The organism is Nibrella viscosa (assembly GCF_039541875.1).
Taxonomy (GTDB): Bacteria; Bacteroidota; Bacteroidia; order Cytophagales; family Spirosomataceae; genus Nibrella; species Nibrella viscosa.
In genome coordinates, this window is record NZ_BAABHB010000004.1 from 302,122 (window position 1) to 324,989 (window position 22,868).

At 56.2% G+C, this 22,868-nt stretch carries 20 protein-coding genes and 1 pseudogene; 9 read left to right on the plus strand and 12 right to left on the minus strand.

Features of this window, described 5'->3' with window-relative positions; translation table 11 throughout:
• The first annotated feature begins 4 nt into the window (after window positions 1-4).
• The 4 genes from ABD931_RS12940 to ABD931_RS12955 all read left to right on the plus strand — a co-directional run bounded on the left by ABD931_RS12940 (window position 5) and on the right by ABD931_RS12955 (window position 6,312).
• Window positions 5-1,507 (plus strand): SusD/RagB family nutrient-binding outer membrane lipoprotein, encoded by a 1,503-nt coding sequence (locus tag ABD931_RS12940; protein ID WP_345267713.1) that lies wholly within the window; start codon window positions 5-7, stop codon window positions 1,505-1,507.
• 120 nt (window positions 1,508-1,627) lie between these two features.
• Entirely contained in the window at window positions 1,628-2,200 is a 573-nt protein-coding gene (locus tag ABD931_RS12945) for an HD domain-containing protein (RefSeq protein WP_345267715.1), read from the plus strand.
• A gap of 44 nt (window positions 2,201-2,244) precedes the next feature.
• Window positions 2,245-5,004, plus strand: coding sequence for a bifunctional YncE family protein/alkaline phosphatase family protein (locus ABD931_RS12950; RefSeq protein ID WP_345267717.1), 2,760 nt, complete (start codon window positions 2,245-2,247; stop codon window positions 5,002-5,004).
• A gap of 21 nt (window positions 5,005-5,025) precedes the next feature.
• Window positions 5,026-6,312: a DUF5690 family protein gene (locus ABD931_RS12955; protein WP_345267719.1), complete on the plus strand. Its 1,287-nt coding sequence runs from the start codon at window positions 5,026-5,028 to the stop codon at window positions 6,310-6,312.
• A 15-nt stretch (window positions 6,313-6,327) separates the two neighbouring features.
• Here ABD931_RS12955 and ABD931_RS12960 read toward each other — a convergent pair whose 3' ends face one another.
• From ABD931_RS12960 to ABD931_RS12980, 5 genes and pseudogenes are all read right to left on the minus strand, one after another.
• Window positions 6,328-6,804, minus strand: a complete 477-nt coding sequence (locus ABD931_RS12960; RefSeq protein ID WP_345267721.1) for a DM13 domain-containing protein — start codon at window positions 6,802-6,804, stop codon at window positions 6,328-6,330.
• Window positions 6,805-6,820: 16 nt separating this feature from the next.
• Window positions 6,821-7,663 (minus strand): hypothetical protein, encoded by an 843-nt coding sequence (locus ABD931_RS12965; RefSeq protein WP_345267723.1) that lies wholly within the window; start codon window positions 7,661-7,663, stop codon window positions 6,821-6,823.
• Window positions 7,664-7,670: 7 nt separating this feature from the next.
• On the minus strand, window positions 7,671-8,123 hold the full coding sequence (locus tag ABD931_RS12970) for a YHS domain-containing (seleno)protein (RefSeq protein ID WP_345267725.1): 453 nt from the start codon (window positions 8,121-8,123) through the stop codon (window positions 7,671-7,673).
• 121 nt (window positions 8,124-8,244) lie between these two features.
• Window positions 8,245-8,823: pseudogene (locus ABD931_RS12975) on the minus strand (alpha/beta fold hydrolase); the annotation flags it as partial.
• A gap of 7 nt (window positions 8,824-8,830) precedes the next feature.
• Window positions 8,831-9,265 (minus strand): DoxX family protein, encoded by a 435-nt coding sequence (locus ABD931_RS12980; RefSeq protein ID WP_345267727.1) that lies wholly within the window; start codon window positions 9,263-9,265, stop codon window positions 8,831-8,833.
• Between the two features lie 472 nt (window positions 9,266-9,737).
• Between ABD931_RS12980 and ABD931_RS12985 the strand changes: the two genes are divergently transcribed.
• Window positions 9,738-10,232, plus strand: a complete 495-nt coding sequence (locus tag ABD931_RS12985) for an SDR family NAD(P)-dependent oxidoreductase (protein ID WP_370469318.1) — start codon at window positions 9,738-9,740, stop codon at window positions 10,230-10,232.
• A gap of 118 nt (window positions 10,233-10,350) precedes the next feature.
• On the opposite strand, the gene ABD931_RS12990 is transcribed toward ABD931_RS12985, so the two are convergent.
• The 3 genes from ABD931_RS12990 to ABD931_RS13000 all read right to left on the minus strand — a co-directional run bounded on the left by ABD931_RS12990 (window position 10,351) and on the right by ABD931_RS13000 (window position 15,465).
• Window positions 10,351-11,511, minus strand: coding sequence for a TIGR03364 family FAD-dependent oxidoreductase (locus ABD931_RS12990; protein ID WP_345267731.1), 1,161 nt, complete (start codon window positions 11,509-11,511; stop codon window positions 10,351-10,353).
• 13 nt (window positions 11,512-11,524) lie between these two features.
• Window positions 11,525-12,271 (minus strand): HAD family hydrolase, encoded by a 747-nt coding sequence (locus ABD931_RS12995; RefSeq protein ID WP_345267733.1) that lies wholly within the window; start codon window positions 12,269-12,271, stop codon window positions 11,525-11,527.
• Between the two features lie 560 nt (window positions 12,272-12,831).
• Window positions 12,832-15,465: a bifunctional YncE family protein/alkaline phosphatase family protein gene (locus ABD931_RS13000; RefSeq protein ID WP_345267735.1), complete on the minus strand. Its 2,634-nt coding sequence runs from the start codon at window positions 15,463-15,465 to the stop codon at window positions 12,832-12,834.
• A 159-nt stretch (window positions 15,466-15,624) separates the two neighbouring features.
• Between ABD931_RS13000 and ABD931_RS13005 the strand changes: the two genes are divergently transcribed.
• The gene (locus tag ABD931_RS13005) at window positions 15,625-16,065 is read left to right on the plus strand and encodes a DinB family protein (RefSeq protein WP_345267737.1); all 441 of its coding nucleotides are present in this window, start codon (window positions 15,625-15,627) and stop codon (window positions 16,063-16,065) included.
• A 104-nt stretch (window positions 16,066-16,169) separates the two neighbouring features.
• Here the strand turns inward: ABD931_RS13005 and ABD931_RS13010 are convergent, their stop codons facing one another.
• Complete coding sequence (locus ABD931_RS13010) at window positions 16,170-17,744, minus strand: M28 family metallopeptidase (protein ID WP_345267739.1); 1,575 nt, start codon at window positions 17,742-17,744, stop codon at window positions 16,170-16,172.
• A 259-nt stretch (window positions 17,745-18,003) separates the two neighbouring features.
• Between ABD931_RS13010 and ABD931_RS13015 the strand changes: the two genes are divergently transcribed.
• A complete protein-coding gene (locus ABD931_RS13015) occupies window positions 18,004-18,342 on the plus strand; it encodes a PadR family transcriptional regulator (protein ID WP_345267741.1) in 339 nt (112 codons plus the stop codon).
• Between the two features lie 40 nt (window positions 18,343-18,382).
• On the opposite strand, the gene ABD931_RS13020 is transcribed toward ABD931_RS13015, so the two are convergent.
• Window positions 18,383-18,862, minus strand: a complete 480-nt coding sequence (locus ABD931_RS13020; RefSeq protein ID WP_345267743.1) for a Uma2 family endonuclease — start codon at window positions 18,860-18,862, stop codon at window positions 18,383-18,385.
• Between the two features lie 38 nt (window positions 18,863-18,900).
• Between ABD931_RS13020 and ABD931_RS13025 the strand changes: the two genes are divergently transcribed.
• The gene (locus ABD931_RS13025; RefSeq protein WP_345267745.1) at window positions 18,901-21,609 is read left to right on the plus strand and encodes an ABC transporter permease; all 2,709 of its coding nucleotides are present in this window, start codon (window positions 18,901-18,903) and stop codon (window positions 21,607-21,609) included.
• Between the two features lie 5 nt (window positions 21,610-21,614).
• Here ABD931_RS13025 and ABD931_RS13030 read toward each other — a convergent pair whose 3' ends face one another.
• Window positions 21,615-21,857, minus strand: coding sequence for a Uma2 family endonuclease (locus ABD931_RS13030; protein WP_345267747.1), 243 nt, complete (start codon window positions 21,855-21,857; stop codon window positions 21,615-21,617).
• 135 nt (window positions 21,858-21,992) lie between these two features.
• Window positions 21,993-22,136 (minus strand): hypothetical protein, encoded by a 144-nt coding sequence (locus ABD931_RS13035; RefSeq protein ID WP_345267749.1) that lies wholly within the window; start codon window positions 22,134-22,136, stop codon window positions 21,993-21,995.
• A 115-nt stretch (window positions 22,137-22,251) separates the two neighbouring features.
• On the opposite strand from ABD931_RS13035, the gene ABD931_RS13040 reads away from it, so the two are divergent.
• Window positions 22,252-22,866 (plus strand): ABC transporter permease, encoded by a 615-nt coding sequence (locus ABD931_RS13040; protein ID WP_345267751.1) that lies wholly within the window; start codon window positions 22,252-22,254, stop codon window positions 22,864-22,866.
• Window positions 22,867-22,868 lie beyond the last annotated feature (2 nt).

Consider the following 22,868-nt stretch of genomic DNA (forward strand, 5'->3'; position numbering starts at 1 on the left):
GACCATGAAACCATTCATCTATAAATCCTTTGTTCTGGTGGCTGTTTTGCTGACGCTGACGGCTTGCGAGAAACCCTTTGACGAACTGGAGACCGACCCGAACCGGGCTACGAGTGCCACGGCTGCGCTGGTTTTTCGGGGGGTATTGAACGATGTATACGGCGTGACCGGTTCGCCCTGGAGTGCCGAGCAGCGCTGGAATCAGTTCTATGCCTCCAACTATAACTACTACGCAACGAACGAGTACAGCTGGACCACAACGGGCCTAAACTTCTTTACGCTGAAAAACGTGCTGAAGATGGAAGAGGAAGCCAAAAAACAAACGGGTACGGATGCCAATGTCTATGCAGCTCTGGGTAAGTTCTTTCGGGCCTACTTCTTCGAGAACATGACCAAGCGGGTAGGCGACATCCCGATGACCGAAGCCCTGAAAGGCCTCGAAAGCACCAAGCCCAAGTATGACAGCCAGAAAGCCGTGTATGTGCAGGTGCTGAAGTGGCTGGACGACGCGAACGCTGACCTGGCCGCGCTAATCGCTAAAAACGACCGGGCGCTGGCCGGCGATATTTACCTGGGCAACGACCTGAAGAAGTGGCAGAAAGTGGTGAACACCTTTAAGCTGCGCGTGCTGGTGAGCCTGAGCAAGAAGGAGGGGGATACCGACCTCAACATCAAGACCCGCTTTGCCGAAGTGCTGGCTAACCCAACTAAGTTTCCGGTGATGGAGAGCATGAGCGACAACCTGCAATACATCCACAACACCTTTAACAAATATCCGCGTAATCCCTCAAACTTCGGTTTCAACGCGACCCGCGAGAACATGGCCAAGACCTACGTCGACCTGCTGGTTGAGCGCGAAGACCCGCGTGTTTTCGTGGTGGCCGAACCCGCCGAGGCTAAGCTGAAAGCGGGTCTGAAAGCAACGGATTACGGTGCTTACGTGGGTGCTTCGTCGGGTGAAGACCTGGCCGATATGTCGACCAAAGCCCTGGCCGGGGAGTATTCGTTCCAGAGCCGGAAGCGGTATTATTCCAATGACGTAGGGGAGTCAGTGTTTATCATTGGCTATCCGGAATTGATGTTTACCATTGCCGAGGGGATTAATCGGGGTTGGGCACCAGGTAGTGCCGAAGACTTTTACAGGAAAGGTATTACGGCTTCCATGAACTTCTATGGCATTACGGATGCCGCTGCCCTGGACAAGTACCTGACCGGCCCGAAGGTAAAATACGCCGGTAACACGGCAGCCGGCCTGGAGCAGATTCTGACGCAGAAATACATTGCTTTTTTCCAGAACTCGGGCCTGGAAGCCTGGTACAACAACCGCAGGACGGGTATTCCCACGTTCCTGACGGGGGTAGGTACCGGCAACTCGGGCCGCATTCCGAAGCGCTGGCTGTATCCGAACACAGAGCGGGTCAACAACTCAGACAATTACAAAGCGGCCGTTCAAAGCCAGTTTAGCGGAAGCGACACAGTCAACGAAACCATGTGGCTGATTAAGTAAGCCTCATCCTTGTACAAAATACCAGGTATTTACCAGAAAAGCGGGAGCAACGGAGCGTCCCGCTTTTCTTCATTGAAACTAACCCGTAGATTACCAGTTGAAAAGCCTAACCATTCCAGTATGCAACCCATCGAACAAACGATTACCGAAATTACTGCATTACTCCGGGAGCAGGGTTCTCAGGACTACTATGGCGAACCCGTCTCGCAACTCGAACACATGCTGCAGTGCGCCCTGCTGGCCGAACGGGCCGGGTCAGACAACGAAACCATTATTGCCGCTTTCCTGCACGACATCGGTCATTTGCTACCCGCCGAATCGGCCACAGAACATATGGACGGCTACGGCCGTATCGACCACGAGGGCCTGGGGGGGGCCTGGCTCCGGGAACGCGGCTTCTCGGAGAAAATTGTGGCGCTGGTCGAAAACCACGTCAACGCCAAACGTTACCTGACCTTCAAAAGTCCGGCTTATTACGACATGCTCTCCGAGGCCAGCCGCAAAACGCTTGAATTTCAGGGCGGGCGCATGACCGCCGAAGAGGCCCATACCTTTGAGCACAACCACCAATTTGTGGGCATTCTGCAGGTCCGGCGCTGGGATGAACAAGCCAAAGTGCCCGGCCTGAAAACACCCAATGCCGGGCATTACATTCAGAAATGTGAAAGGCACCTGAAAAAGCGAACGCTGTAACGCAAACCAATAGCACCCGCTCAGCCTTGTAACCCACTACCTTCATGAGACTCCTTTTCTATAGCCTGTGGCTGATAACGTCGGTAGCCTGGGCTCAGCCGAAGCCGGGCCCCCGCTCAGTAGTGACCCTACAGGTGCCCGGCCGGGCGGAGTACTGCCGGATTGATACGAGCGGTGTAGCCGTGTTACCCAGCGGCCGGTACGTGACGCCCGCCGGGCAGGTGGTCCGCATTACGCACGACCCGTTCGGACTGGCCGTGTCACCCGACGGCCGGAAGGCGGTGGCGCTGCACGATGGGGTGATTACGTTGCTGGACCTGCAAAACCGGGTTACGCCAGTGCGCATTCCGGACTATGCCACCAAAAAAGAAGACTCGCCCGTGGCCGGCGGCTCGTTCCTGGGTGTGGCCTTTGCCCCCGACGCCCGCACGGTCTACCTCAGTAACGGCGACAAGGGCAAGGTGATCATCTTCGATACCGAAACCCGCACCCGCACCGGCGAAATCGCCCTGGATGGCCCATTCAATGGTGTTACCTACGAAGATAGCTTCACCTCCGACCTGCTGCTGAACCCCGACGCCAACGAGCTACTGGTGCTGGACCGGGGCAATTTCCGGCTTGTGCGAATAGATTTGACCTCCCGGCAGATAAAGGCATCGATAAGAGTTGGTCGTCAGCCGTTCGGGCTGGCGCTGAGTCCTGATAAAAAACTGGCGTTTGTGGCGAATGTGGGGCTGTTCGAATACCCGCGGCTGCCGGGCGTAACGCCCAAAAACAAAGATACTATGATGCTGCAGTTCCCGGCCTATGGTGCTTTTACCAAGGAAATGGAGAAGGGTGTGGCCGTGGAAGGGCGGAAAATTCCGGGGCTGGGCAGTCCAAACGCACCCGAGGCTATGAGCGTCTGGACCATCAATCTGGCTACCAATACGGTGGTCGACCGGTTCAAGACCGGCTACCAGATTGGCGAGATGATTGAGGAGACGGAGGTGGTTGGGGGCTCCAGCCCAAACTCTGTAGCGGTCGGCAGCCGGTACGCCTACGTGTCCAATGCCACCAACGATAATATTTCTATCATCGACTACAAAACCCGTAAAATCACCGGCACCATTCCGTTGCGGGTACATAAGGCTATCGACCGCTACCGGGGGCTGATGCCGTTCGGGCTGGCCCTGAGCCGGGACGAAAAAACGCTGTACGTCGCCCTGCTGGCCTTTAATGCCGTGGCGGTGGTGGATGTACCAACACGCCGGGTAAAAGGCTTGATCCCTACCGGCTGGGGACCGACTAAACTCGCCTTATCGCCCGATAACCAGACGCTGTATGTGGTCTCCGCACGGGGGCTGGGTGCCGGTCCGAACGGTGGTCAGGGTTTTATGAAACCGCCCCAGGGTACCTATATCGGCGATATTCAGTTGGGCCTGTTTCAGGCCGTACCGGTGCCGGATGCCCCGACGCTGGCCCGCTATACCCGGCAGGTGCTCGACAATACCTTCCAAACGGTTACGGTTACCGACGATGGCCGGAATCCGCTGCCGCCCCTGCCCAGCCTGCGTAAGGGCCGCGCCAATCCCATCCGCCATATCGTGTACATCACCAAAGAAAACCGCACCTACGATGAGGTGCTGGGGCAGTTGAAAACCGGCCGGGGCGACAGCACGCTGGCCCGGTTTGGGCTACAGGTTATGGCGCGGGGCGAAAAAGACACCATCCGGCAGGCCGATGTGATGCCGAATCATTCCCGCATTGCGCAGCAGTTTGCCTTCTCCGACAACTTCTACTGCGACTCCGATGCGAGTATCCACGGTCACCACTGGATGGTCGGCGTCATTCCGAACGAATGGGTAGAGGCCAATTCATCGACGGAAGCTTCCTTCAAAGCCTTTTCCAAAGCCCCCGGCCGACGGTTTCCGAGAGCGTCGGGTGCGATAGACCCGGAAGACTATAACGAAATCGGTGGCTTGTGGGAGAACCTGGAACGGCACAACATCAGCTTCTACAACTTCGGCGAAGCCAACGAATACGCCGGTAATTACGAGGAGCCGAACAACACGCAGTTTGGAGCTGCGCACCCGGTGCCTTTTCCGATGCCCAATGCCGTTTTCACCCGCACCTCCCGCAACTATGCCGGCTACAATACCGATATTCCCGACCAGTTCCGCATGGAGCAGTTCGAGACGGAGTTTACGGCAAAATGGCTGAAGGGCAAGGCCAAAATGCCGCAACTGATTACCATGCAGGTGCCCAACGACCACGGGTCAGGGCCGCGACCGGCGGCCGGTTACCCCTTCCTGCATTCCTACATGGCCGACAACGACCTGGCGGTCGGGCGTATCCTGCACTTTCTGTCGCGCACGCCTTACTGGAAAAACATGCTGGTCATCATCACCGAAGACGACCCGCAGGGGGGCGTCGACCATATCGACGCGCACCGCTCAGTGCTGATGATGGCCGGGCCGTACGTAAAGCGAAATTATGTCTCAAAAACGCACGCCAATTTTGGTTCACTGCTGAAAGTTATCTATAACTTGCTGGGCGTTCCGTACGTTAACCAGTACGACGTAACGGCCTCGCTGCTGCAGGACTTCTTTACGGACAAACCCGACTTTAGGCCGTATACCGCCGTGCTGCCCGACAACCGTATCTTTGACCCGCAGAAGGCGATGGACGTGTACCAGAAAACCTTCGACTGGTCGACGATTCAGAAGGGACCGCAGGCGTTCCGGCCCGGAGCCGGTGTGCCAAAAATGGACGACCCGAACGAACAGCGGGCCGAACATTACCGGCAGCAGAGCGGTCAGTAGTAACCAGACCAAACGATTCCTATGCCCCAGAAAGTAACCTTCCGCAGCGACGCTGCCTTTATCGCCTACGGAGCCATTGCGGCTTTCTGCTGCTACACCTGCATGTACGCCTTCCGCAAGGGTATAACGGCGGTCACGTTTGAGGGCATGGCGTTTGCCGGTATCAGCTACAAAATCTGGCTGATTACGGCGCAGGTGCTGGGCTACGCGCTGTCGAAGCGCATTGGCGTTAAGGTAGTATCGGAAATAACCCCTGAAAAGCGGGCTCTGTATATCCTGCTGTTCATCGGCCTGGCCGAGCTGGCGCTGCTGGGCTTTGCCCTGGTGCCGGCCCCGTACAACATCATTTTTCTGCTGCTGAATGGCCTGCCGCTGGGCATGGTCTACGGCACCGTGCTAGGCTTTCTGGAAGGTCGGCGGCAGACTGACGCGCTGGTGGCCGGGCTGACGGCATCCTTCATCTTTGCCTCGGGCTTTGTGAAAACGGTGGCGCTGCTGATAAGGCAATCCTGGGGGGTATCGGAGTTCTGGCTGCCGTTTGTGACCGGGCTGCTCTTTGTGGTGCCGCTGCTGATTTCGGTATATCTGCTGGCGAAGCTGCCGCCCCCGTCCGTCGAAGACCGGTTGCAGCGTACCGAACGTAAACCTATGAACCGCGCCGAACGACGGCAGTTTATCAGCACCTTCTCCGTAGGCCTGGTTACGCTGATTATCTCTTACGTCCTGCTCTCCGCCTTCCGCGACTTCCGCGACAATTTTGCCCCCGAAATCCTGAAATCCGTCGGCATTACTAATCCGGCTATTTTCACCCAGACCGAAACCACCGTAGCCCTGATTATTCTGGTGCTGATGGGGGCGCTTCAATTGGTGAAAGATAATTTTCAGGCGTTCCGGCTCATCAACTACGTCATGATTGGCGCGGCTGTGCTGGTGGGTGTCAGTACCTGGCTGTTTCAGCAGGGCGTCATTTCGCCGGGCGTCTGGTTTACGCTGGTCGGACTAGGGCTGTACGGTGGGTATGTGCCCTGCAACGGGTTATATTTTGAGCGGCTGGTGGCTTCATTCCGCTACGTGAGCACCGTTGGGTTCATTGTGACCCTGGCCGATTATTACGGCTATCTGGGCAGCGTGGCCGTGCTGCTGTACAAGAACTTCGGCCAACCGGACATCAGCTTCCTCAACTTCTTTATGTACGCAGCCTACGGTGTTTCGGTGATTTATGGCATACTAGTGCTGATTTCCTTCCAATACTTTCAGAAGAAGTACAGCAGTACGCGGGTTCAGCCGGTACAGCCCGTTGCGGGGTAAGCTTACAGGTTGAACTCATTTCAACTCCGCATTTCCAAACAGCACCGAAAAAGCCTTGCACCAGATGAGTACGAAGCGCTGCCGGGAGTGGTCGACCGCAGCCGGTAGTTCGACGGCGAAGTTGCCCGACCGGTTGTTGAGCAGGGTTACTTCGATGAAGTTGCGGAGGGCTGTGTTTTCGGCAACGTAGATGCGCAGGTCGGGGCCGCCGTCGGTCCGGAAGTTGGTGAAGACCAGCGTTCGGGTTATACCTTTCTGGTATAATCTGATAGTGCCGGTGGTGGGGTGAACATTGGCCATAAAGGTGCCCTGTGCCAGGAGGGTCTGACCGCTGGAGTCGGGCAGGGAGCCGGGCAGGGTCGTGCTAACCATCGTCATGCTGGTGCCGGGCGTTGGACCGGAAGTAGCGGGGTCAATGGTTTCTTCGGTAGTGGTGCAGCCGGCCAGCCACCCCAGCATAAGCAAAAGAAAAACGGGAATAATAGCTTTCATGAAATTGCGTGGATAGTTACCATTTGATGAAGATGCCGGCATTGTATGACCGCGAAAACGGCACATTCTCCCCGGCCAGCGCCCCAATCACACTGGCGGTTAAACCGACCCGGTCGGGAATGATGTCGTACGCGGCCTTTATACCCGTGCCCAGAAACATCTGGTTGTTTAAGTACGCGCCGGTAAACTGGTAGGCTTCGGTGTTAAAAAACGGCCCGTTCTCCGCCGGTAGCCGGAAGTCGAGCGTGCCGGCCACCCACAGGCGCGGGTGTATGCGGTAGCCCAGCTCGCCGTTCAGCTTCAGAAAGTTGCTGTAGTTCTGCGTCATGAAGCCGTAACCGGCTTCGGCATAGTAGTACGTACGGGTACCGCCCGACCCCAGCGACACATACGGCATCACGGTCCAGCCCTCATAGCCGGTGCGTAAGCCCAGCCGGTCGTTGTTGCTGACCGTATTGGCCAGGGCATCCACCCCGATACTGAGCCTGGCGGAGCCTTCCAGAATAGCGCGTTTAACACCCAGACCGATGTTGCCGATACCGGTCAGCGTACCCGCCGGGGTCGGGTTGGCGCTGAGGTTGGTGCTTGTGCCGGTTCGCAGCAGCTTGTAGGGCAGTACGCCCCGGATTTCCCAGCCTTTGGCAATACCGTACTCGGCGTAGAGCTGGAGCGTGACATCACTTATATTGCGGTAGACCGGCAGTTCGGAGCCGCTTGGTCCAAATACCGAGTTGTAGTACAGGCCGGAGTAGCCAACCTGCACAAAGCCTTTTCGATAGCTCCGAATCCAGGGGCCGCCTGCCATAACCAGCGAGGGGCCGGTGAGCAGAACCAGGAAAACAATCAGAAGTTGGCGCATAGGGACATTATTTAAAGCTCTTATCCTTAATCGTTAGCCAGTTGGTATCGGCTTTTTTGATATAGCCGGGCTGGTCTTTGTTCCACTCGGTGCGGACCTTGGTGTTGTAATTTAGGTACAGTTTACCGTCCACAATAGTCCAGGCATCGGCTTCCGTCGGGGCCTTGTACCCCCGCGAGGTGCCGAACGCGCAGTAACCGCCGTATTGGGGGGCATACTTCTCCGGATTGGCTTTGAACGCGTCGCGGTTCGTTTCACTGGCAAAATACCAGTCGGCACCCTGGTAGTTGTAGGAGATGTTCGCGTCGCCCGGTACGGGTTTGCTTTCGGTAAAATAGGCTACGGGGTCGTACCCCCGGATAGCTTTGCCTTCGGGGGCAAATACCGGTGATGTCTGGGCAAAAGTCGTGGTAACGGCAAACAGGAAAAACAGGGTCAAACGCAGCGTGGTCAGTTTCATAATGGGTTGTTAGTAATGGGTTGTCAATTGCTGGAGAACGGCGTCGTGAATCAGGTCGGGACGGCTTCTCCTGATTGCTGACATCCAGCTCGGTCGGCAGCCACTGCCGAATCAGGTATAGTTCGCCCAGGTGACGGTACCATTCTTTCTTTTCAAGGGCGGGGTCGATGGAGGGCGCGACTAATACCAGCCCACCCACTTCATCCGGATAATCCATCGCAATGCGTGCGGCTACCGGGCCACCCAGCGAATGTCCAACCAAAATCGCCCGCTGGGGGCACCGGCTCAGCCGCAGTATCGGAGCAATGGCAGCCGCCTGCGCCTGTAATGACGGTTCGGGCTCGCCCAGGCCTGATTTGCCGAAACCCGGCCGGTCTACCGATACCAGCATTGCCCGGCAGTACAGTGATGAGTCTTTAAAAAAACCAATAAACGCATCCCAGGACCCCGGCGAACCGTGAATGAACAGCACCGTCGGCAGCGTATCGGCACCGATGCGGGCGTAATGAATCCGCCGCCCGTTTACCGGCATGCTGCCAAATGTTGGTTTTACCGGCTGGCCGGCAAAACACTGGGCTACCTTCTTATCCGACATCCGCAGCGAAACGCATTGGGGCAGCACGAGTACCAGTAGCACAAGCAGAAACCACAGCATACGCCAGCGAAAAATACGCAACCACCAGGGCGTTAATGAGCCCATACGTGCCTTACACCGATTTTCTGACCGGTCGCAGGGCCGGGAGTTCACCGGTCAGGCCGGCGAGTATCGGCAGCCACTGCTCACGGGTCAGCAGCAGGATGGTGACGCTGCCGGCAGCTACGGTTAGTGCCAGAAAGAACAGATACCCACCGTCGCCCTGCACCGGAATACCGAGTACCGTCATGTGGGCCAGAATAGCACCGGTCATCACGCCGAGCGCTAGTCCCGCGCCAATCCAGCTTGTGCGGGGATACAGAATCAGCAGCGAAGCAATCAGTTCGATAACGCCCGAACCAATGCGACCCCAGGGTTCAACGCCCAGCGTCGAAAAGATATAGACGGATTCGGAAGCGCCGGTGAATTTGAAAAACAGCGTCTGCAGCATGATGATGGCGGCTACTAAGCGAGCACCCCAAAGCAGGTAGAGGGTTGGCTGGTTCATTGGTTTTTATTAGTTAGCTGGTTTCTGAGTATGTGTAATATGGAGGAATGATGTTGGCGTTGTGCTATCATTATCCCAAATATTGTTCCAGTCGGAGGGGTAGCCGAAAATAGGGCTTTGCTGCCGGAAAACGGCTAAAAATCGGTATCGGTAATTGGCTGTAGATCAGAGAAGAGCTGCCCGGTTTTACGATATTTCAGGATATTTACGAAATATCATCAGGATCGTAATGTAGAGATGACCGAAGGCGTATGCACGACCCGTTTCCTTATTATTCGATTGGCCATTTTATCAACCAGCCCGGTAACCCAACGGCCTTTGAAATAACCTTATTTGCGCACATGGAGGAACCGAATGTTGAGGACCCCCACAAACATACTGTCTACGAAATCATTTGGATGGACGCCGGTACGAGCAAACAGACCATCGACTACGCTGCGTATGCGTTAAAACCAATTTTTTCGGACCGCTGGTGCTTACTCAGGCGTTCCTGCCTCTGTTCCGCCGTCAGCAGCGTGGACATATCGTTCAGATTTCGTCGCATGGCGGTGTCAAAGCCTTCGCGGGTTTTGGTAGCTACAACGCGGGCAAATTTGCGCTGGAAGGGGTTAGTGAAGCGTTGGCGGCTGAGGTGGCCCCTTTAGGCATCCGGCTCACCCTGGTTGAACCAGGACCTTTTCGCACCAATTTCGCCGGCAGTGCCTTCCGGCAGGTAGCCCATCGAATTACCGATTACGACACGACGGCAGGCGCTTTTCGCGAACGAATGGCGCAGGTAAACGGTCGGCAGGAGGGTGATCCGGTAAAGGCGGCCCTTGCCATCATGCAGATTGCCCGGATCGAAAACCCATCCCTGCGGTTGCCGCTCGGTAAGATTGCCCTGCAAACGATCTCTTCCCAACTGGCAAGCGTTCAGGCGGATCTTGACAATTGGCGGGACCTAGCGGAAAGCGCCGTTATGGACTGAATGGCTACCTCGTCACGCTCGTTCGCGTTTGTAAGGCGATGATGAGCATTTACACCACTCGCGTCACAGACGCGGACGAGCAGCAAGCAGAGTTTTAACGCACCTGTGCTGATAAGAATTACACCGTATGTAGTTCCGGCAATAACCGGCGGATGCTCTGCTCAGCGTAACCCGCGCAGGAGGTCATACCTTTGCCTCCGATGCCGGTGATGATGTGAATGGTATCGGATACATCATGCTCCAGAATTTCTCCTTTCGTCTGGGCGTAGAAGCCTGCCCACGTCTTTTGGATAGCGTTGACGGGAAACTGCACAATCCGCTGCGCTTCGGTCAGGATAAGCTGGTTGATGTGATCGCGGATCTGAAAATCCAGGTCTTCGGTCTGGGCAGCGGGGGCGTATTCGTGCGAGTCTCCGATGATGAACGAGCCGTCGAGGGCTTGCTTGAACAGGATGTGGATGCCCCATTTATTCAATTCGGTGTAGTGGTCCGGTGTGGATAGCTGGGCGTAGGAGGGGCATTCGGTAAAGGATTCGTAGCGTCGGATGGAGAGGCCGGTGAGGATGTTGCCGGGCAGCGATACCTGCGGCATGGGTACAGTCTGCATCATCTGGAGCTTGCTGACCACCAGATCACTGTTCAGCAGCACATCCGGGAACAACAGCCGGGATTCGCTGCCGTTGCAGATAAGGACCTTGCGGGCCTGAAAGGTTCGTTTATCGGCCAGGGTAATACCTGCGCCACCGGCGGTTATGTGACAGTCGATGACGGGCGCGTTGGTCAGGTAGGTAACGTTGTATTTCTCCACCAGGTACCGGATGAGCCGGTAAATGAGCTGGTCGGGTTCAACACTTAGTTCCTCGGGAAAGAACAAGGCCCCGCGTACGTAATCGCTTTGCAGCACCGGGTATTTGGCCAGCGCCTGCGCTTTCGACAGCAGCTCGCAGGGATAGTCTTCGGCCCGGCGACGGTCGTAGAGCTCGTTCAGCAACTGCCACTCTTCGTCATCGGAGGCAATGTAGACCGAGCCGTTCTGTCGGGCGGTGAGGTCGTATTCCTGCTGAATAGACCGGTAGATTTCCAGGCTCCGTCGCCCGTACCCAAACCAGCGCCCGCCCAGCCCGGAGGGTACCACCTGCCCGAAGTTGCGCACGGTAGCCTGCACGGGTTTGGCGTCTTTTTCCACCAGCAGTACCCGCCGGCCCAGCCGGGCGGCATGGTAGGCATGGAACGTGCCCATAACACCGGAGCCCACGACAATCAGGTCAAAATCTTTCATGTGTAAGGTTGCGTTACACTTTGGTAAGCATTTTACCGGCCGACCGCTCACTCAGCAGCTTAGGCAACTCCCGCAACGACGGCAGAAAGACGTCGTGCGGATACGGCTCCAGTTGGGCGCGGCTGTGGGTCCCGTTGGTCACCCCAATGTTTAGCCCGACTCCCGCGCTCCGGCCAGACAGCAGGTCGGAGGGGGTATCGCCAATATTGACCACCGCTCCCGGATTTGTCACCCCGGTCAGGTGCATGGCTTTCTGAATCATGTAGGGATAAGGCCGGCCTTTTTCTACCTCATCGCTGGCAATCGAGGCCTGAATCAGGGTATCTTTGTTGCCCACATGATGCTCATCCAGGCCGGCCAGCCAGCCGAGCCGGTCCAGGATGATGTTGGTGACTTTCCGGTAAAAACCGGTGGTGAGCGCAATGGCAATGCCTTCCGCATGGAGATAATCAAAAGCTTCCAGGCACCCTTCTGTGGGGGTAATGTCCTGGGTGAGGTAATGGTGTTCCAGAATCTCGGTAAAGGTCTGATACGACCGGTCGACGTGCGATTTCAGGGCGGGGTTGTCCTCGCCGAGCCGCTCTTTCCACAAGGTTTCAAACACATATCGCTTGGAGAGGCCCTGCATAGCCAGAATTCGCTCGTCGCTGACGCTAAGTCCGGTCTGGGCGGCTGCCTCGGCAAAACAACGTTCTACCTCGTGCTGGTCGGTGAGGGTAGTGCCGGCCATGTCAAAAACCACTAACTGAATCGGCTTCATGTGTCGTGAGGCTGCGGGAAGAGGTTGCCTGCCTGGTAGAAGGACCTGACGCAGCGGAACCAAACTTACAAAAACCCGCTGATTCAGCAGGTTATGGTAGTATTAAATAATTACGCAGTAGATAGTAGTTGGCAGGATACATAGGGTGAAAAAGGCATGGTAGCTTCGCGGCCGGGTGACTCTACACCCAAGCAGGCTGCCGCCGAAAGTCGCTGTTCACCGTAACGGCCTATGGTTACCGAACGTTGCAGGAAAACACATAGGGCGGTTGAGGAGCGGCCGCAGGCAAAAAATGTATACCTTTGAGTAAAGTTACCGGACACATGCGTCCTGTTCATTTCTGCTCTGCTGCTTGCCCAACCCAATGGCTGGCAGGTACTTGCCATTTCAGACGGCCTGTTGCAGGGCATTATTTACGACCTGAAGCAGGACCTCAACGGCTTTATCTGGATTGCTGCCAAGTGTTCGACGACCAGACCCAGCGCTTTTACCATATCGACATCGGCAACCGGTCGGCTCCCAAGGCATAGCATCAGATCGGCCAGCCCTGTAATCCGGTTTCAGCGCCCCTGCGGATAGGGCGTATTGCCTTTTGCCCAGAACCACAGAATGCGGTTGTTCAGGGCATCTTCGCCAGTATCGATGCCTTCTTCGGCTTCTTCCTTCGACTGTCGGGCGTAGTGCCGTGCTTTGCCTCTAAGCGCCGACAACGGTTTGTTCATCTCGTCGAGCGGCACCCGGTTGGGCAGGGCTTCGTAGGTGGTCATATCCGGCTTATCAACGAAGCAATCGAACATGGGCAGGGCGGTGGCATCAATCACGTTCATGGGCGGCAAACCCAGAATCTGCTCGATTGTGCGGACCATCGACGTCTGGTTGTAGTTGGTCGAGATGGTACGCCGGAGCCGTGAGTAGGGGCTGATGACAAAGCCTGTGGTGCGGTAGGCCGAGACATGATCCCACCCCGCCTGGGAGTCATCTTCCGTGATAAAAATGACTGTATTGGCCGCAAACCGGCTTTTCAGGATGGCCTCTACCATGCGGCCAACGGCCAGATCGTTGTCGGCTACCATAGCGCGGGGCGTCGGGAATTTGGGGCTCATGCCGGCGGTATGGTCGTTGGGTAGCGACATCACCATCAGGTTCGGCCAGGTATCGCCGGGGCGGGCAGCGGCTTCGTTCAGCTCTTTGATGAAGGCGTCGGCCCGCATCTGGTCGCTGATGGATTCGTCGTCGCAGCCGGGGAAGTCCATTGCCAGAATCGGCCGCACCCGCGCAATGGTGGTGGTGTTGGTAAACGCAAACGACTGACCGGCCTGCCGCATCCGGTAGAGTTTGAGCCAGTCGTACTGCTGCTTATCATATTCGCAGGTGCAGGCTTCGCCGTAGACCCGTACGGTTTTGCCGTGGTCGAGGGCGTTGTTCCAGATGAGTCCGTTCTTGTTGTACACCAGGGCATCGTACAGCACGTGCGGGTACGAGCGGAACCAGGCCCGGACACTTTTTTCGGTATAATCGGTGACCATAGCGGCATCGGCCCAGTGGTGCCCCTCCGCCGACGATTTGCCGGAAACATAATAGTTGTCGAGCAAGACAAAGTCCCGCGCCAGTTTGTGCTGATTGGGCGTTACGCTATCGCCGAACACGCAGAGCGAGGGCATCCCGTTGCCTTCGGGCATATCGCCCAGCACCTGATCGTAAGTGCGGTTTTCCTTGATGATGTATACCACATGCTGAAATACCGACGGCTCGCCGATGCGTTCCGGTACCGGCCGGGGTTTGGCGTTCGGGCGCGGTAGCCGCTCCGCCAACGCCAGCCGGAATTGCAGGCTCAGCTTCCGAACCCGCTCGGTATAGGCGTTCAGCTCGGTCTCGGTCGGCACGGGAATGATGGAGAAAGACGCCAGTTGCCGGTGGGAGTTGAATGCCTTGCGGCCGGCGTTCCGGCCCCCGGCCTGCTCCACGGAGGTAAGCGCACGGGCACCGGTGGCTTCCAGGTTAGTAACGTAGAGTTCATTGTCGAGCCGGACCAGGCCCGATGGATACGCCTGCGTGGGAATATACCCCCGGACGCGGTTGCCACCCGCCGGTGCGCCGGCCAGCGACACCACTGCAACGGCATTGTCGAGCCCGTTGGCTACGTACAGGGTGGTTCCGGCGGCATCGAGCGCCAGGGCGTTGGGACTACTGCCCACGTAGCGCGTCTGTTCACCAAACAGGCCCACAAAAATAGAGTCGGTCACCTGCCGGCGCTGCGCATCGATCACCGAAATATGATCGCTGTTGCCGTTGGCGACGTACAGAAACCGCTCGTCGGGACTGGCCAGAATAGCATTGGGGTGCAGCCCGACGGCCAGTTCCGTTTCGACCCGGCCCGTAGCCTGATCGATGACCGATACCGTACCCCGCGCAATAGCGCCGGTGCGGGGGTCGGTATAGGCTTGCCCCCACGGCACCCCGGCCGTTTCGAGGGTAGTGTTAGCGTCGGGAACGGGTCCGGCCCAGTTGGTCACAAATACGCGGCTACCCGCCAGGGCTACCCCATAGGGCGCTACGCCGGTGGGTGCGGTCCAGACCGTCTGGCGGTCGGCCAGCCGGACTTTCACCAGTTGGTTGTTGCCGTTCAGGGCAATGTACAGGAAGCAGTCGTCGCCTTCCATCCGCACGGCTACATCGTTGGGCAGCGACAGGGGCGACGGAGCCGTCGGCCCGAACGGCAGCAGCTCAACCGTCCCGATTTTGCCGTTCGCCCAGGTGGCAATCACTACGCCCGACCGGCCTTTTTCCCGTTCAGACGCCCCCCAGACCAGGTATGTCTGCCCCCGGAACACAAAGGCTTCGATGCCGGAGAAGGTGCTCATCAGCCCTTTGGTGGCCGGGGCCTCGCTGAGACTCCAGCGGTAGATAATCTTCCGGGTGGTACGGTCCAGTACCGCCATGCCGTAGCGGTCCTCGATAACGAGTTGGGACGTATTGGGGATGGGTGTCAGGTCGAGGGTATGATTTTCCAGTTTCGGATCGCCAAAGAACAGCGCGGTACCGGCCGCGTCGATGAGCCGGTTGTATGGCATAACAACCGGCAGCGTGTCGGCCAGTGTTCGCTTATCGGAAGGGTGCCGGTGGGCTTTTTTCTGCGCCAGGACCGGAACGGTCAGCAGCAGGACAAAGGGGAGGAGGTAAAGGTGGTTGCGCATAGATATATTGCGAAGAAACTGAATACGGGCTGATGTATAAAGGTAAGCGTAGACCGTAGTTAATCGATTACCAAACTGTTACCTTTACCGGCGCGGCCGGCCAAATTACAGCGCGAGTGCCTGTTCCTCATTGATTCATCTGCATAACCTACTCCTCCCGTGATTGACGCATTTACGGCCATTTACGAACGAGACCTGGACCGGCTCCAGGCAGAAATCGACGCTTTTCAGGAAGAGTCCCATGTATGGCAAACGACCGGTAGTATCAAGAATTCGGCGGGTAATCTGTGCCTGCATCTGGTCGGCAACCTCAACACCTATATCGGCAAGAACATCGGCGGACATCCGTACAGCAGGGACCGTGATGCCGAGTTCAGCCTGACCGGTATTCCGAAGCAGGAGTTGCTGGCGCAGGTTGAGCAGACAAAAGCCATCGTGACCACCACGCTACGTTCGATGGATGCCGCTACGTTAGACGAAATATACCCCGAAGCGGTCTTCGGCTATTCCATGAAAACAGGCTTCTTCCTGCTTCATTTAGCGGCTCATTTGTCCTATCATCTGGGTCAGATCAACTATATCCGGCGGGTATTCGAATAGGGGAGGCCCAGGGCCTGGCCCTATGGAGCACCGAAGAAAAAGGCGGTCGGGCCTGTTGGCTACAACCGCCTTAAAAGCCGGTAATGCGGCACTCGGGCACAGCGTTACCGGGTGGCTTGCTGCGCCGTAGCGGGCTGTTTGGCCGGAATTTTCTGGTCGCGCATGGCCGCGTTGTACACAAAGCCGGCCACAATGATTGCCGCCTGCTTCAGATCGTCGGGCTGCAGGTGATCGTAGGTGTCCATGTTTGTGTGGTGCGTCCGGGTACTGTATTCAATGGGGTCCTGAATGAACTGAAAACCCGGTATGCCGTACCGGTCGAACGACAGGTGGTCGGTGCCGCCCGTATTCTGAATCGTGACGGTCGTTGCGCCCAGGTCGTTGAAGGGCTTCAGCCACTGCGCGAAAATAGGGCCGGCGGCTTCGTTGCCCTGCAGGTAAATCCCCCGAATTTTGCCCGTTCCGTTATCGACGTTGAAGTAAGCGGCTACGTTCTGTCCTTCTTTGGTCAACTGGTTGGTGGTGGCGTTGACCAGGTGATTCGTTACGTAGTTCTTCGAGCCGTGCAGGCCCTGCTCTTCGCCACTCCACAGGGCCAGGCGGATGGTTCGGCGGGGTTTTACGCCAATGGCTTTCAGAATGCGCACGGCCTCCATCATCACGGAGCTGCCGGCTGCATTGTCGGTGGCCCCGGTGGCGGCATGCCAGGAGTCGAGGTGGGCACCCAGCATCACCACTTCGTCCTTCAGTTTGGGGTCGGTGCCGGGAATGTCGGCCAGTACGTTATACCCTTTGATGTCATCGGCGAAGAATTTGGTTTTCACGTCCAGTTCCAGCTTCACGGGTACGTTGGCTTTCATCAGCCGGCAAAGCATCAGGTAATCTTCTACCGAAATGGACAGGTCGGCCAGGTCGTCGGGCGTAGCGCCCAGAGCCGCGTTGGCGTAGTCACCGCTGACGAAGAGCGTACCGTCCTTGCTGTTCTGTGTGCTGTTCAGAATGCCTACGGCTCCCTCCGCTTTGGCCATCTTGCGCATTTTCTGGTTGAAGAGGTTACCCACCCGCATGGCCATCAGGCGCCGTCGCATGGCCGAGTCGCCCTGCATCCGCTGCCCGCGTGGTCCGGCGGTTTCGCTGGCCATCTTTTGCAATTCCTCGTCGGTAAAGCGGTCGGCATCGCCGGTGAACGAGGGCGTCACTTTATACGACTGGTCAATCAGGATAATCTTGTTTTTAAGCTTGCCTTTGTAGTTTTCCAGCGCAGTGGTATCGGTGTCGCTGATAAACAGAATGTCGGCCGTCTGTAGTTTGTTGGTGCTGCCGCTCCAGGCGCGGGGCACGGCAATGATCGACTTGTAATACGGCGCGGTCATGGCAAAATAGCAGCGTTCCACGGTCCAGCCTTTGCCCCAGTCGCCCCAGGCCTCAAGCCGGGCATTCTGCAAACCCCAAGCGGCCAGTTTGTCTTTGCTCCAGTTGGCGGCTTTTACAAAGCCAGGCCCCTGCAGACGCGGCCCGTTGACATCGGTGAGGTAAAAAGCCGTTTCCATCACCTGCGACCGTTGCTGCCCTTCCTGGCGAATCTTGTCGAGGGTTGCCATATCGAGTTTTTCGGTCTGCCCGTAGGCCAGCACCGAGCTGCCCAGCAGCAAACCAGCGACTACTAAATGGTTTTTCATGCGTATCGATAGAGAATAATGGAATATCTCCCAAGATAACGACCAATCACCGGGAAACAACAATCGGCGGGGGTTATTGACTCAATGTAACGTTTCCACCATCCGCACCTTACTGTCCTGAAGCGTACATGTAGGTGTCCGCTACCGGACAGTGGGCCCCGCCAAATGACAGCAAAAACCCTTTTCGGCTACACAGGCAGAGATTCAGCCTGATTGGCAACGTATTTGCTCAGCAAAATTAGATTATATTGTAATAGCGATGAAACGGACCTACTTGGGCGAGTTTGAAGAAATTGTGCTGCTGCTGGTCGCGAGCCTGGACGGGGAAGCGTACGGCGTAGCCCTGACGCATAAAATCAACGAGGAAACCGACCGCTCCGTACGGCTCAATCAGGTCCAGGCGGCCTTGCACCGCTTGCAGGAAAAAGGCATGGTGGCCTCGCGGCTGGGCGACCCCACACCCGAGCGCGGTGGCCGCCGGAAGCTGCTGTTTACCGTAACGGCCTACGGCTACCGCACGTTGCATGACATCAAGGCGGTGCGGGCGCAATTGTGGAGTGGGGTGCCGGCTAACCCTAAATTGGCTATTGGGTTATGAAAGTCCGGAGACTATGACTATGGATTTGGTGGAGCGTACGTTACTCGAATATCGTGGACAGGGGCAGTTCGATGTTCAGGTTTGGGTCGCGGAGAATATCGTCGTAATGGAAGAAGTGGTAATGATTGGGCTGGTCGAACACAAAAATGGCTTTGATTCGGGGCTGCACAATCCAGCACGATTTCACGCCGAACTCAAAGTAGATATTCGCCTTGTCAATCATTTCATCCAGGCTCTGCGACGGCGATTGGATTTCAATCGTTACCAATGGCGGATCGGAACGCCTGGCTGGGTATTCGATTGTAAAGTCCGCGTCAAAATATGGATAAATGACCACATCAGGGGTAGAGCCGTTGGGTGGCGTGTCCAGGGTCAGTTCTGAGAGTATCCGATACTGCTGTTTGTACAGGTTTTTTAGTGCAACAATAAGGTTCGACTGGATGATTGAATGGGTAGTGTTCGGCATGGGTTTTCCCCGTTCAAGTTCGTATTGAGAAAGTTGATGAACAGCAGTTTCCATAACCTGATGCATTTTTTTCAAAGATAACAAAATTCCCAATGACTCGCACCGGAACCCCCGACCCTCACTACCGCCCACCCCGCTTAGCCGACCGCCTGCTGGAGTGGTTCGTCGCTCCGGACTTGCTGGAAGCCTTACAGGGCGATCTGCACGAAGAGTTCGCGTATCAGGTCGGGCATTTGGGTGAACGCCGGGCGCGGTGGCGCTACTGGCGGGAGGTGCTGGGCTTTGTGCGGCCTTATGTGATTAAGCGTAAAGAAAAAGAATATCCACAACCGTTCATAATTCAACCTGCCATGCTTCAAAATTACCTGAGAACAGCTTTCCGCAATCTGGTCAAACACCGGGTAAGCACGCTTATCAATCTGCTGGGGCTTACCATAGGCGTAACGGCCTGTCTGGTTATCTACGTCATTACCAGCTTTGAATTAAGCTTCGATACCTTTCACCCGGATAGTGAACGCATTTACCGGGTGGTGGGGAAGGCCCGAATGGGGAAATCCGACGAAGACCATCCCATCGGATTTATACCACGGGCGGCACCCAAAGCCATTCGGGACGAGGTGCCGGGCCTGGAGACGGTGGCCGCTTTTCACAATTTGCGTTCCCATGTCCTGGTACCCGACGGGACTCAGGAAGTGAAGCGGTTCGACGAAAAAACGTTGGGAACCGACCAGGCGCAAATCATTATTGCCGAGCCGCAGTACTTTGCCATTTTCCGGTACGAATGGCTGGCCGGTAACCCGCATACAGCCCTCACTGAGCCTTTTAAAGTAGTCCTGTCTGAGCAAAAGGCCCGTCTGTATTTCGGCGACATCCCGCTGACTGCCATGCTGGGTCGGGAAGTAATCTACCGCGATTCGGTCCGGACGACCGTAAGTGGTATAGTCAACGAATGGACGCATAACACGGATTTTACGTTCACCGATTTCATCTCGGCAGCTACCATTCGGGCCAGTTTGCTGAAACGGGAAATTAACCTGGATGAATGGAATGACATCTGGTCGGCTTCTCAAACCTTTGTGAAACTGGCTAAGGGCTCAACGCCCGCCGAGGTTGACGCCCGGCTGCTTACCTTTTCTAAGAACCATTTCGGGCCAAACCGGGGAACCGGCGACTTTCGGCTCGTACCATTACTACAGCCCCTGGCGGACCTGCACTTCAATGCCTCTTACCAGGATAACTACTCGCGAAAGGCGCACCTGCCCACGCTCTATGGCCTGATGGGCGTAGCGGTATTTATTCTGCTCATTGCCGCTATCAACTTTATCAATCTGGCCACGGCCCAGTCGGTGCAACGCACGCGGGAAGTCGGTATGCGTAAAGTACTGGGCGGTAGCCGGGGAAGTCTGCTCGCGCAGTTTATCAGTGAGACCTTCCTGTTGACGACATTGGCTGTCGGCATCGCCCTGCTGCTGACGAAGCCGGTTCTTGCGGCCTACCAATCGTTTATTCCCAAAGGTGTTGTATTTACGGTGTTCAACCCGCAGATTCTGCTTTTCCTGCTGGCGCTCACGGGGGCAACTACCCTGCTGTCCGGCTTCTATCCTGCCTGGGTACTATCTGCTCACCGGCCCGCGCAGGCGCTGAAAGGGCATACGGGTTTGTTGGGGAATCAGAAAGGGTACCTGCGCCAGGGTTTGATAGTCTTTCAGTTTACGGTCTCGCTGGTATTTATTGTCGGCACGATCATGGTAAGCCGCCAGCTTAATTTTATGCGGGATAAAGACCTGGGCTTTACGACCGACGCCATTGTGTTGATTGATACCCCGCATGATGAGAAAAGTGCGGTACTCGCTGAGCAGATCAGGCAGCTTTCCGGTGTCGACCGCGTGGCTATGCAGTGGTTTCCGCCCATGGGCGAGGGGTACATGCTCACCAAGCTCAAATACCGGGGCAAAACAGAAGTGGAGACCGATGCATCGGCGAAGGTAGGTGATGAAAATTTTATCCCGCTTTACCAGTTGCGGCTGATTGCCGGGCGTAATTTTCTGCCCACCGACACGCTGCGGGAGCTGGTGATTAATCAAACGTATGCCAAAGCGCTGGGCTTTAAACAGCCGGCCGAAGCCGTCGGCAAGCTCCTGAACTTCAACGGCAAGGATTACCCCATTGCAGGTGTGGTTGCTGATTTTCACGAGGAGTCGCTGCACCGGCCCATCCAGTCCACGTTTATCGCCTATATACCGAACCTGTCCAGGAATATAGCCGTGAAACTGGCCACCAAAGGCCGGAAGCTAAGTGATGCAACCGTTACGCTGGCGGCTGTTGAAAAAGCATGGCAGGCGGTATATCCCGACGAGAAGTTTGCCTATACCTTTCTCGATGATTCGATTGCGCGGCTGTATGAAAAGGACCAGAAAACAGGTCAACTCGTCAATACCGCCACGGCTGTTGCCATTCTGATCTCGTGCATGGGCCTGTTTGGGCTGGCTATGTTTACGGCTGAGCAGCGGACCAAAGAAATAGGTATTCGTAAAGTACTGGGCGCTTCCGTCGCAAGCCTCGTCTCCATGCTCAGTTTCGACTTTCTGAAACTGGTGCTGATTGCCATTGTAATGGCTACCCCCATTGCCTGGTACGCTGCCGGCCAGTGGCTACAGGACTTCGCCTACAAAGTAACTATTGAATGGTGGGTATTTGCCCTGGCGGGGCTGCTGGCGATGGGCATTGCGTTGCTGACGGTGAGTTTCCAGAGCATCCGGGCTGCGCTGACCAATCCGGTGAAGAGTTTGCGGGCGGGGTAAAATAATCACACAAACACTTCATTCAAGGGTATCTCAATCCCGGTTGCCCAGTCAACTAATGTGGTATTTTCTTTGAAGAACTCATATTGCCCGATGGCCGAGTAAACAGCAATGGCTTTCAAACTCGGCATGACCAGCCAGCAGGACTTGACACCCGCGTTGAAGTATTGCTCAAACTTGGCCAGAATTTCGGTGTCCGCCTGCGACGGTGATACAATTTCAATAACGGTCAGCGGTATGTCTGTCATTATAGCTCATCGTGCAGAAAGTCAATGTCCAGTTTTAGATAAATAGCAATATCGGGCACCGCAACTGTTTTTTCAAAGATAACAACAAAACAGGACTTCAGGCTTACCAACCAAGCAAAACTGTTAGTTTCTGGGTCAGTAAAGCACCCCTGGCAAACCCGGAGAAGCGCTTACGTACGACGGTCCCAGCAGTTTGACCATGCTCCGGATACCATTATAGCCGGCCAGCACAAAGCAGGCTACCTGTCGGGCATCTACATCGTTTTTTACCTGTCCCAATGCTTTAGCGCTCGATACTCGTCTGCATCGTTTCCTGATATTGGTCGGGATTTCAACCCGGCGTATCCGGCCGATTCGGTAAACCGGGTTATTATCACCATCGCAGATTATTGGCGTGGTCTCCGATTTTCAATTGTATTCGGTAGCCGACGGCACCCGGCCCATCACCATACACCTCTCCGCCACGGATCCGATTCGCTACGTATTCGTCCGGATAGCGCCGAACAACCTGATGCGGTCGATGGAACTGATCAAACAGGCCTGGAACGAGGTGGCTCCTCAGTCGGAGTTTATGGGTTCATTCCTGAATGAGAATGTGGCGGAGTGGTACGATAACGAAACTAAGCTCTCCCAGGTATTCAGTCTGGCTGCGGGCGTTGCCATTCTGCTGTCCTGCATCGGGCTGTTTGCCGTTGCGATTCTGGTGATTGAGCAGCGTACCAAGGAAATCGGGATTCGTAAAATCCTGGGGTCAAGTGTAGTGGGGATTGTGCTGCTGCTCTCGCGTGACTTTCTTAAACTCGTGCTGATTGCCTTAGCTATTGCGCTGCCCCTCGCCGGTTTTGGCCTGCAGCAGTGGCTGAACAACTACGCCGTTCGCATCGAACTCAGCGGCTGGGTATTCGCCGGCGTTGGTCTGGCTGCCATCCTGATTGCCCTGGCCTCCGTCAGTTTTCAGACCATAAAAGCGGCCCTGACGAACCCGGTGACAAGTTTACGCAACGAGTAACA

Excerpts from the sequence above, each read along its gene's own strand:
- ABD931_RS12940 (WP_345267713.1), top strand. The coding sequence starts at position 5 with ATGAAACCATTCATCTATAAATCCTTTGTTCTGGTGGCTGTTTTGCTG.
- ABD931_RS12945 (WP_345267715.1), top strand. The coding sequence starts at position 1,628 with ATGCAACCCATCGAACAAACGATTACCGAAATTACTGCATTACTCCGG.
- ABD931_RS12950 (WP_345267717.1), top strand. The coding sequence starts at position 2,245 with ATGAGACTCCTTTTCTATAGCCTGTGGCTGATAACGTCGGTAGCCTGG.
- ABD931_RS12955 (WP_345267719.1), top strand. The coding sequence starts at position 5,026 with ATGCCCCAGAAAGTAACCTTCCGCAGCGACGCTGCCTTTATCGCCTAC.
- ABD931_RS12960 (WP_345267721.1), bottom strand. The coding sequence starts at position 6,804 with ATGAAAGCTATTATTCCCGTTTTTCTTTTGCTTATGCTGGGGTGGCTG.
- ABD931_RS12965 (WP_345267723.1), bottom strand. The coding sequence starts at position 7,663 with ATGCGCCAACTTCTGATTGTTTTCCTGGTTCTGCTCACCGGCCCCTCG.
- ABD931_RS12970 (WP_345267725.1), bottom strand. The coding sequence starts at position 8,123 with ATGAAACTGACCACGCTGCGTTTGACCCTGTTTTTCCTGTTTGCCGTT.
- ABD931_RS12980 (WP_345267727.1), bottom strand. The coding sequence starts at position 9,265 with ATGAACCAGCCAACCCTCTACCTGCTTTGGGGTGCTCGCTTAGTAGCC.
- ABD931_RS12990 (WP_345267731.1), bottom strand. The coding sequence starts at position 11,511 with ATGAAAGATTTTGACCTGATTGTCGTGGGCTCCGGTGTTATGGGCACG.
- ABD931_RS12995 (WP_345267733.1), bottom strand. The coding sequence starts at position 12,271 with ATGAAGCCGATTCAGTTAGTGGTTTTTGACATGGCCGGCACTACCCTC.
- ABD931_RS13000 (WP_345267735.1), bottom strand. The coding sequence starts at position 15,465 with ATGCGCAACCACCTTTACCTCCTCCCCTTTGTCCTGCTGCTGACCGTT.
- ABD931_RS13010 (WP_345267739.1), bottom strand. The coding sequence starts at position 17,744 with ATGAAAAACCATTTAGTAGTCGCTGGTTTGCTGCTGGGCAGCTCGGTG.
- ABD931_RS13015 (WP_345267741.1), top strand. The coding sequence starts at position 18,004 with ATGAAACGGACCTACTTGGGCGAGTTTGAAGAAATTGTGCTGCTGCTG.
- ABD931_RS13020 (WP_345267743.1), bottom strand. The coding sequence starts at position 18,862 with ATGGAAACTGCTGTTCATCAACTTTCTCAATACGAACTTGAACGGGGA.
- ABD931_RS13025 (WP_345267745.1), top strand. The coding sequence starts at position 18,901 with ATGACTCGCACCGGAACCCCCGACCCTCACTACCGCCCACCCCGCTTA.
- ABD931_RS13030 (WP_345267747.1), bottom strand. The coding sequence starts at position 21,857 with ATGACAGACATACCGCTGACCGTTATTGAAATTGTATCACCGTCGCAG.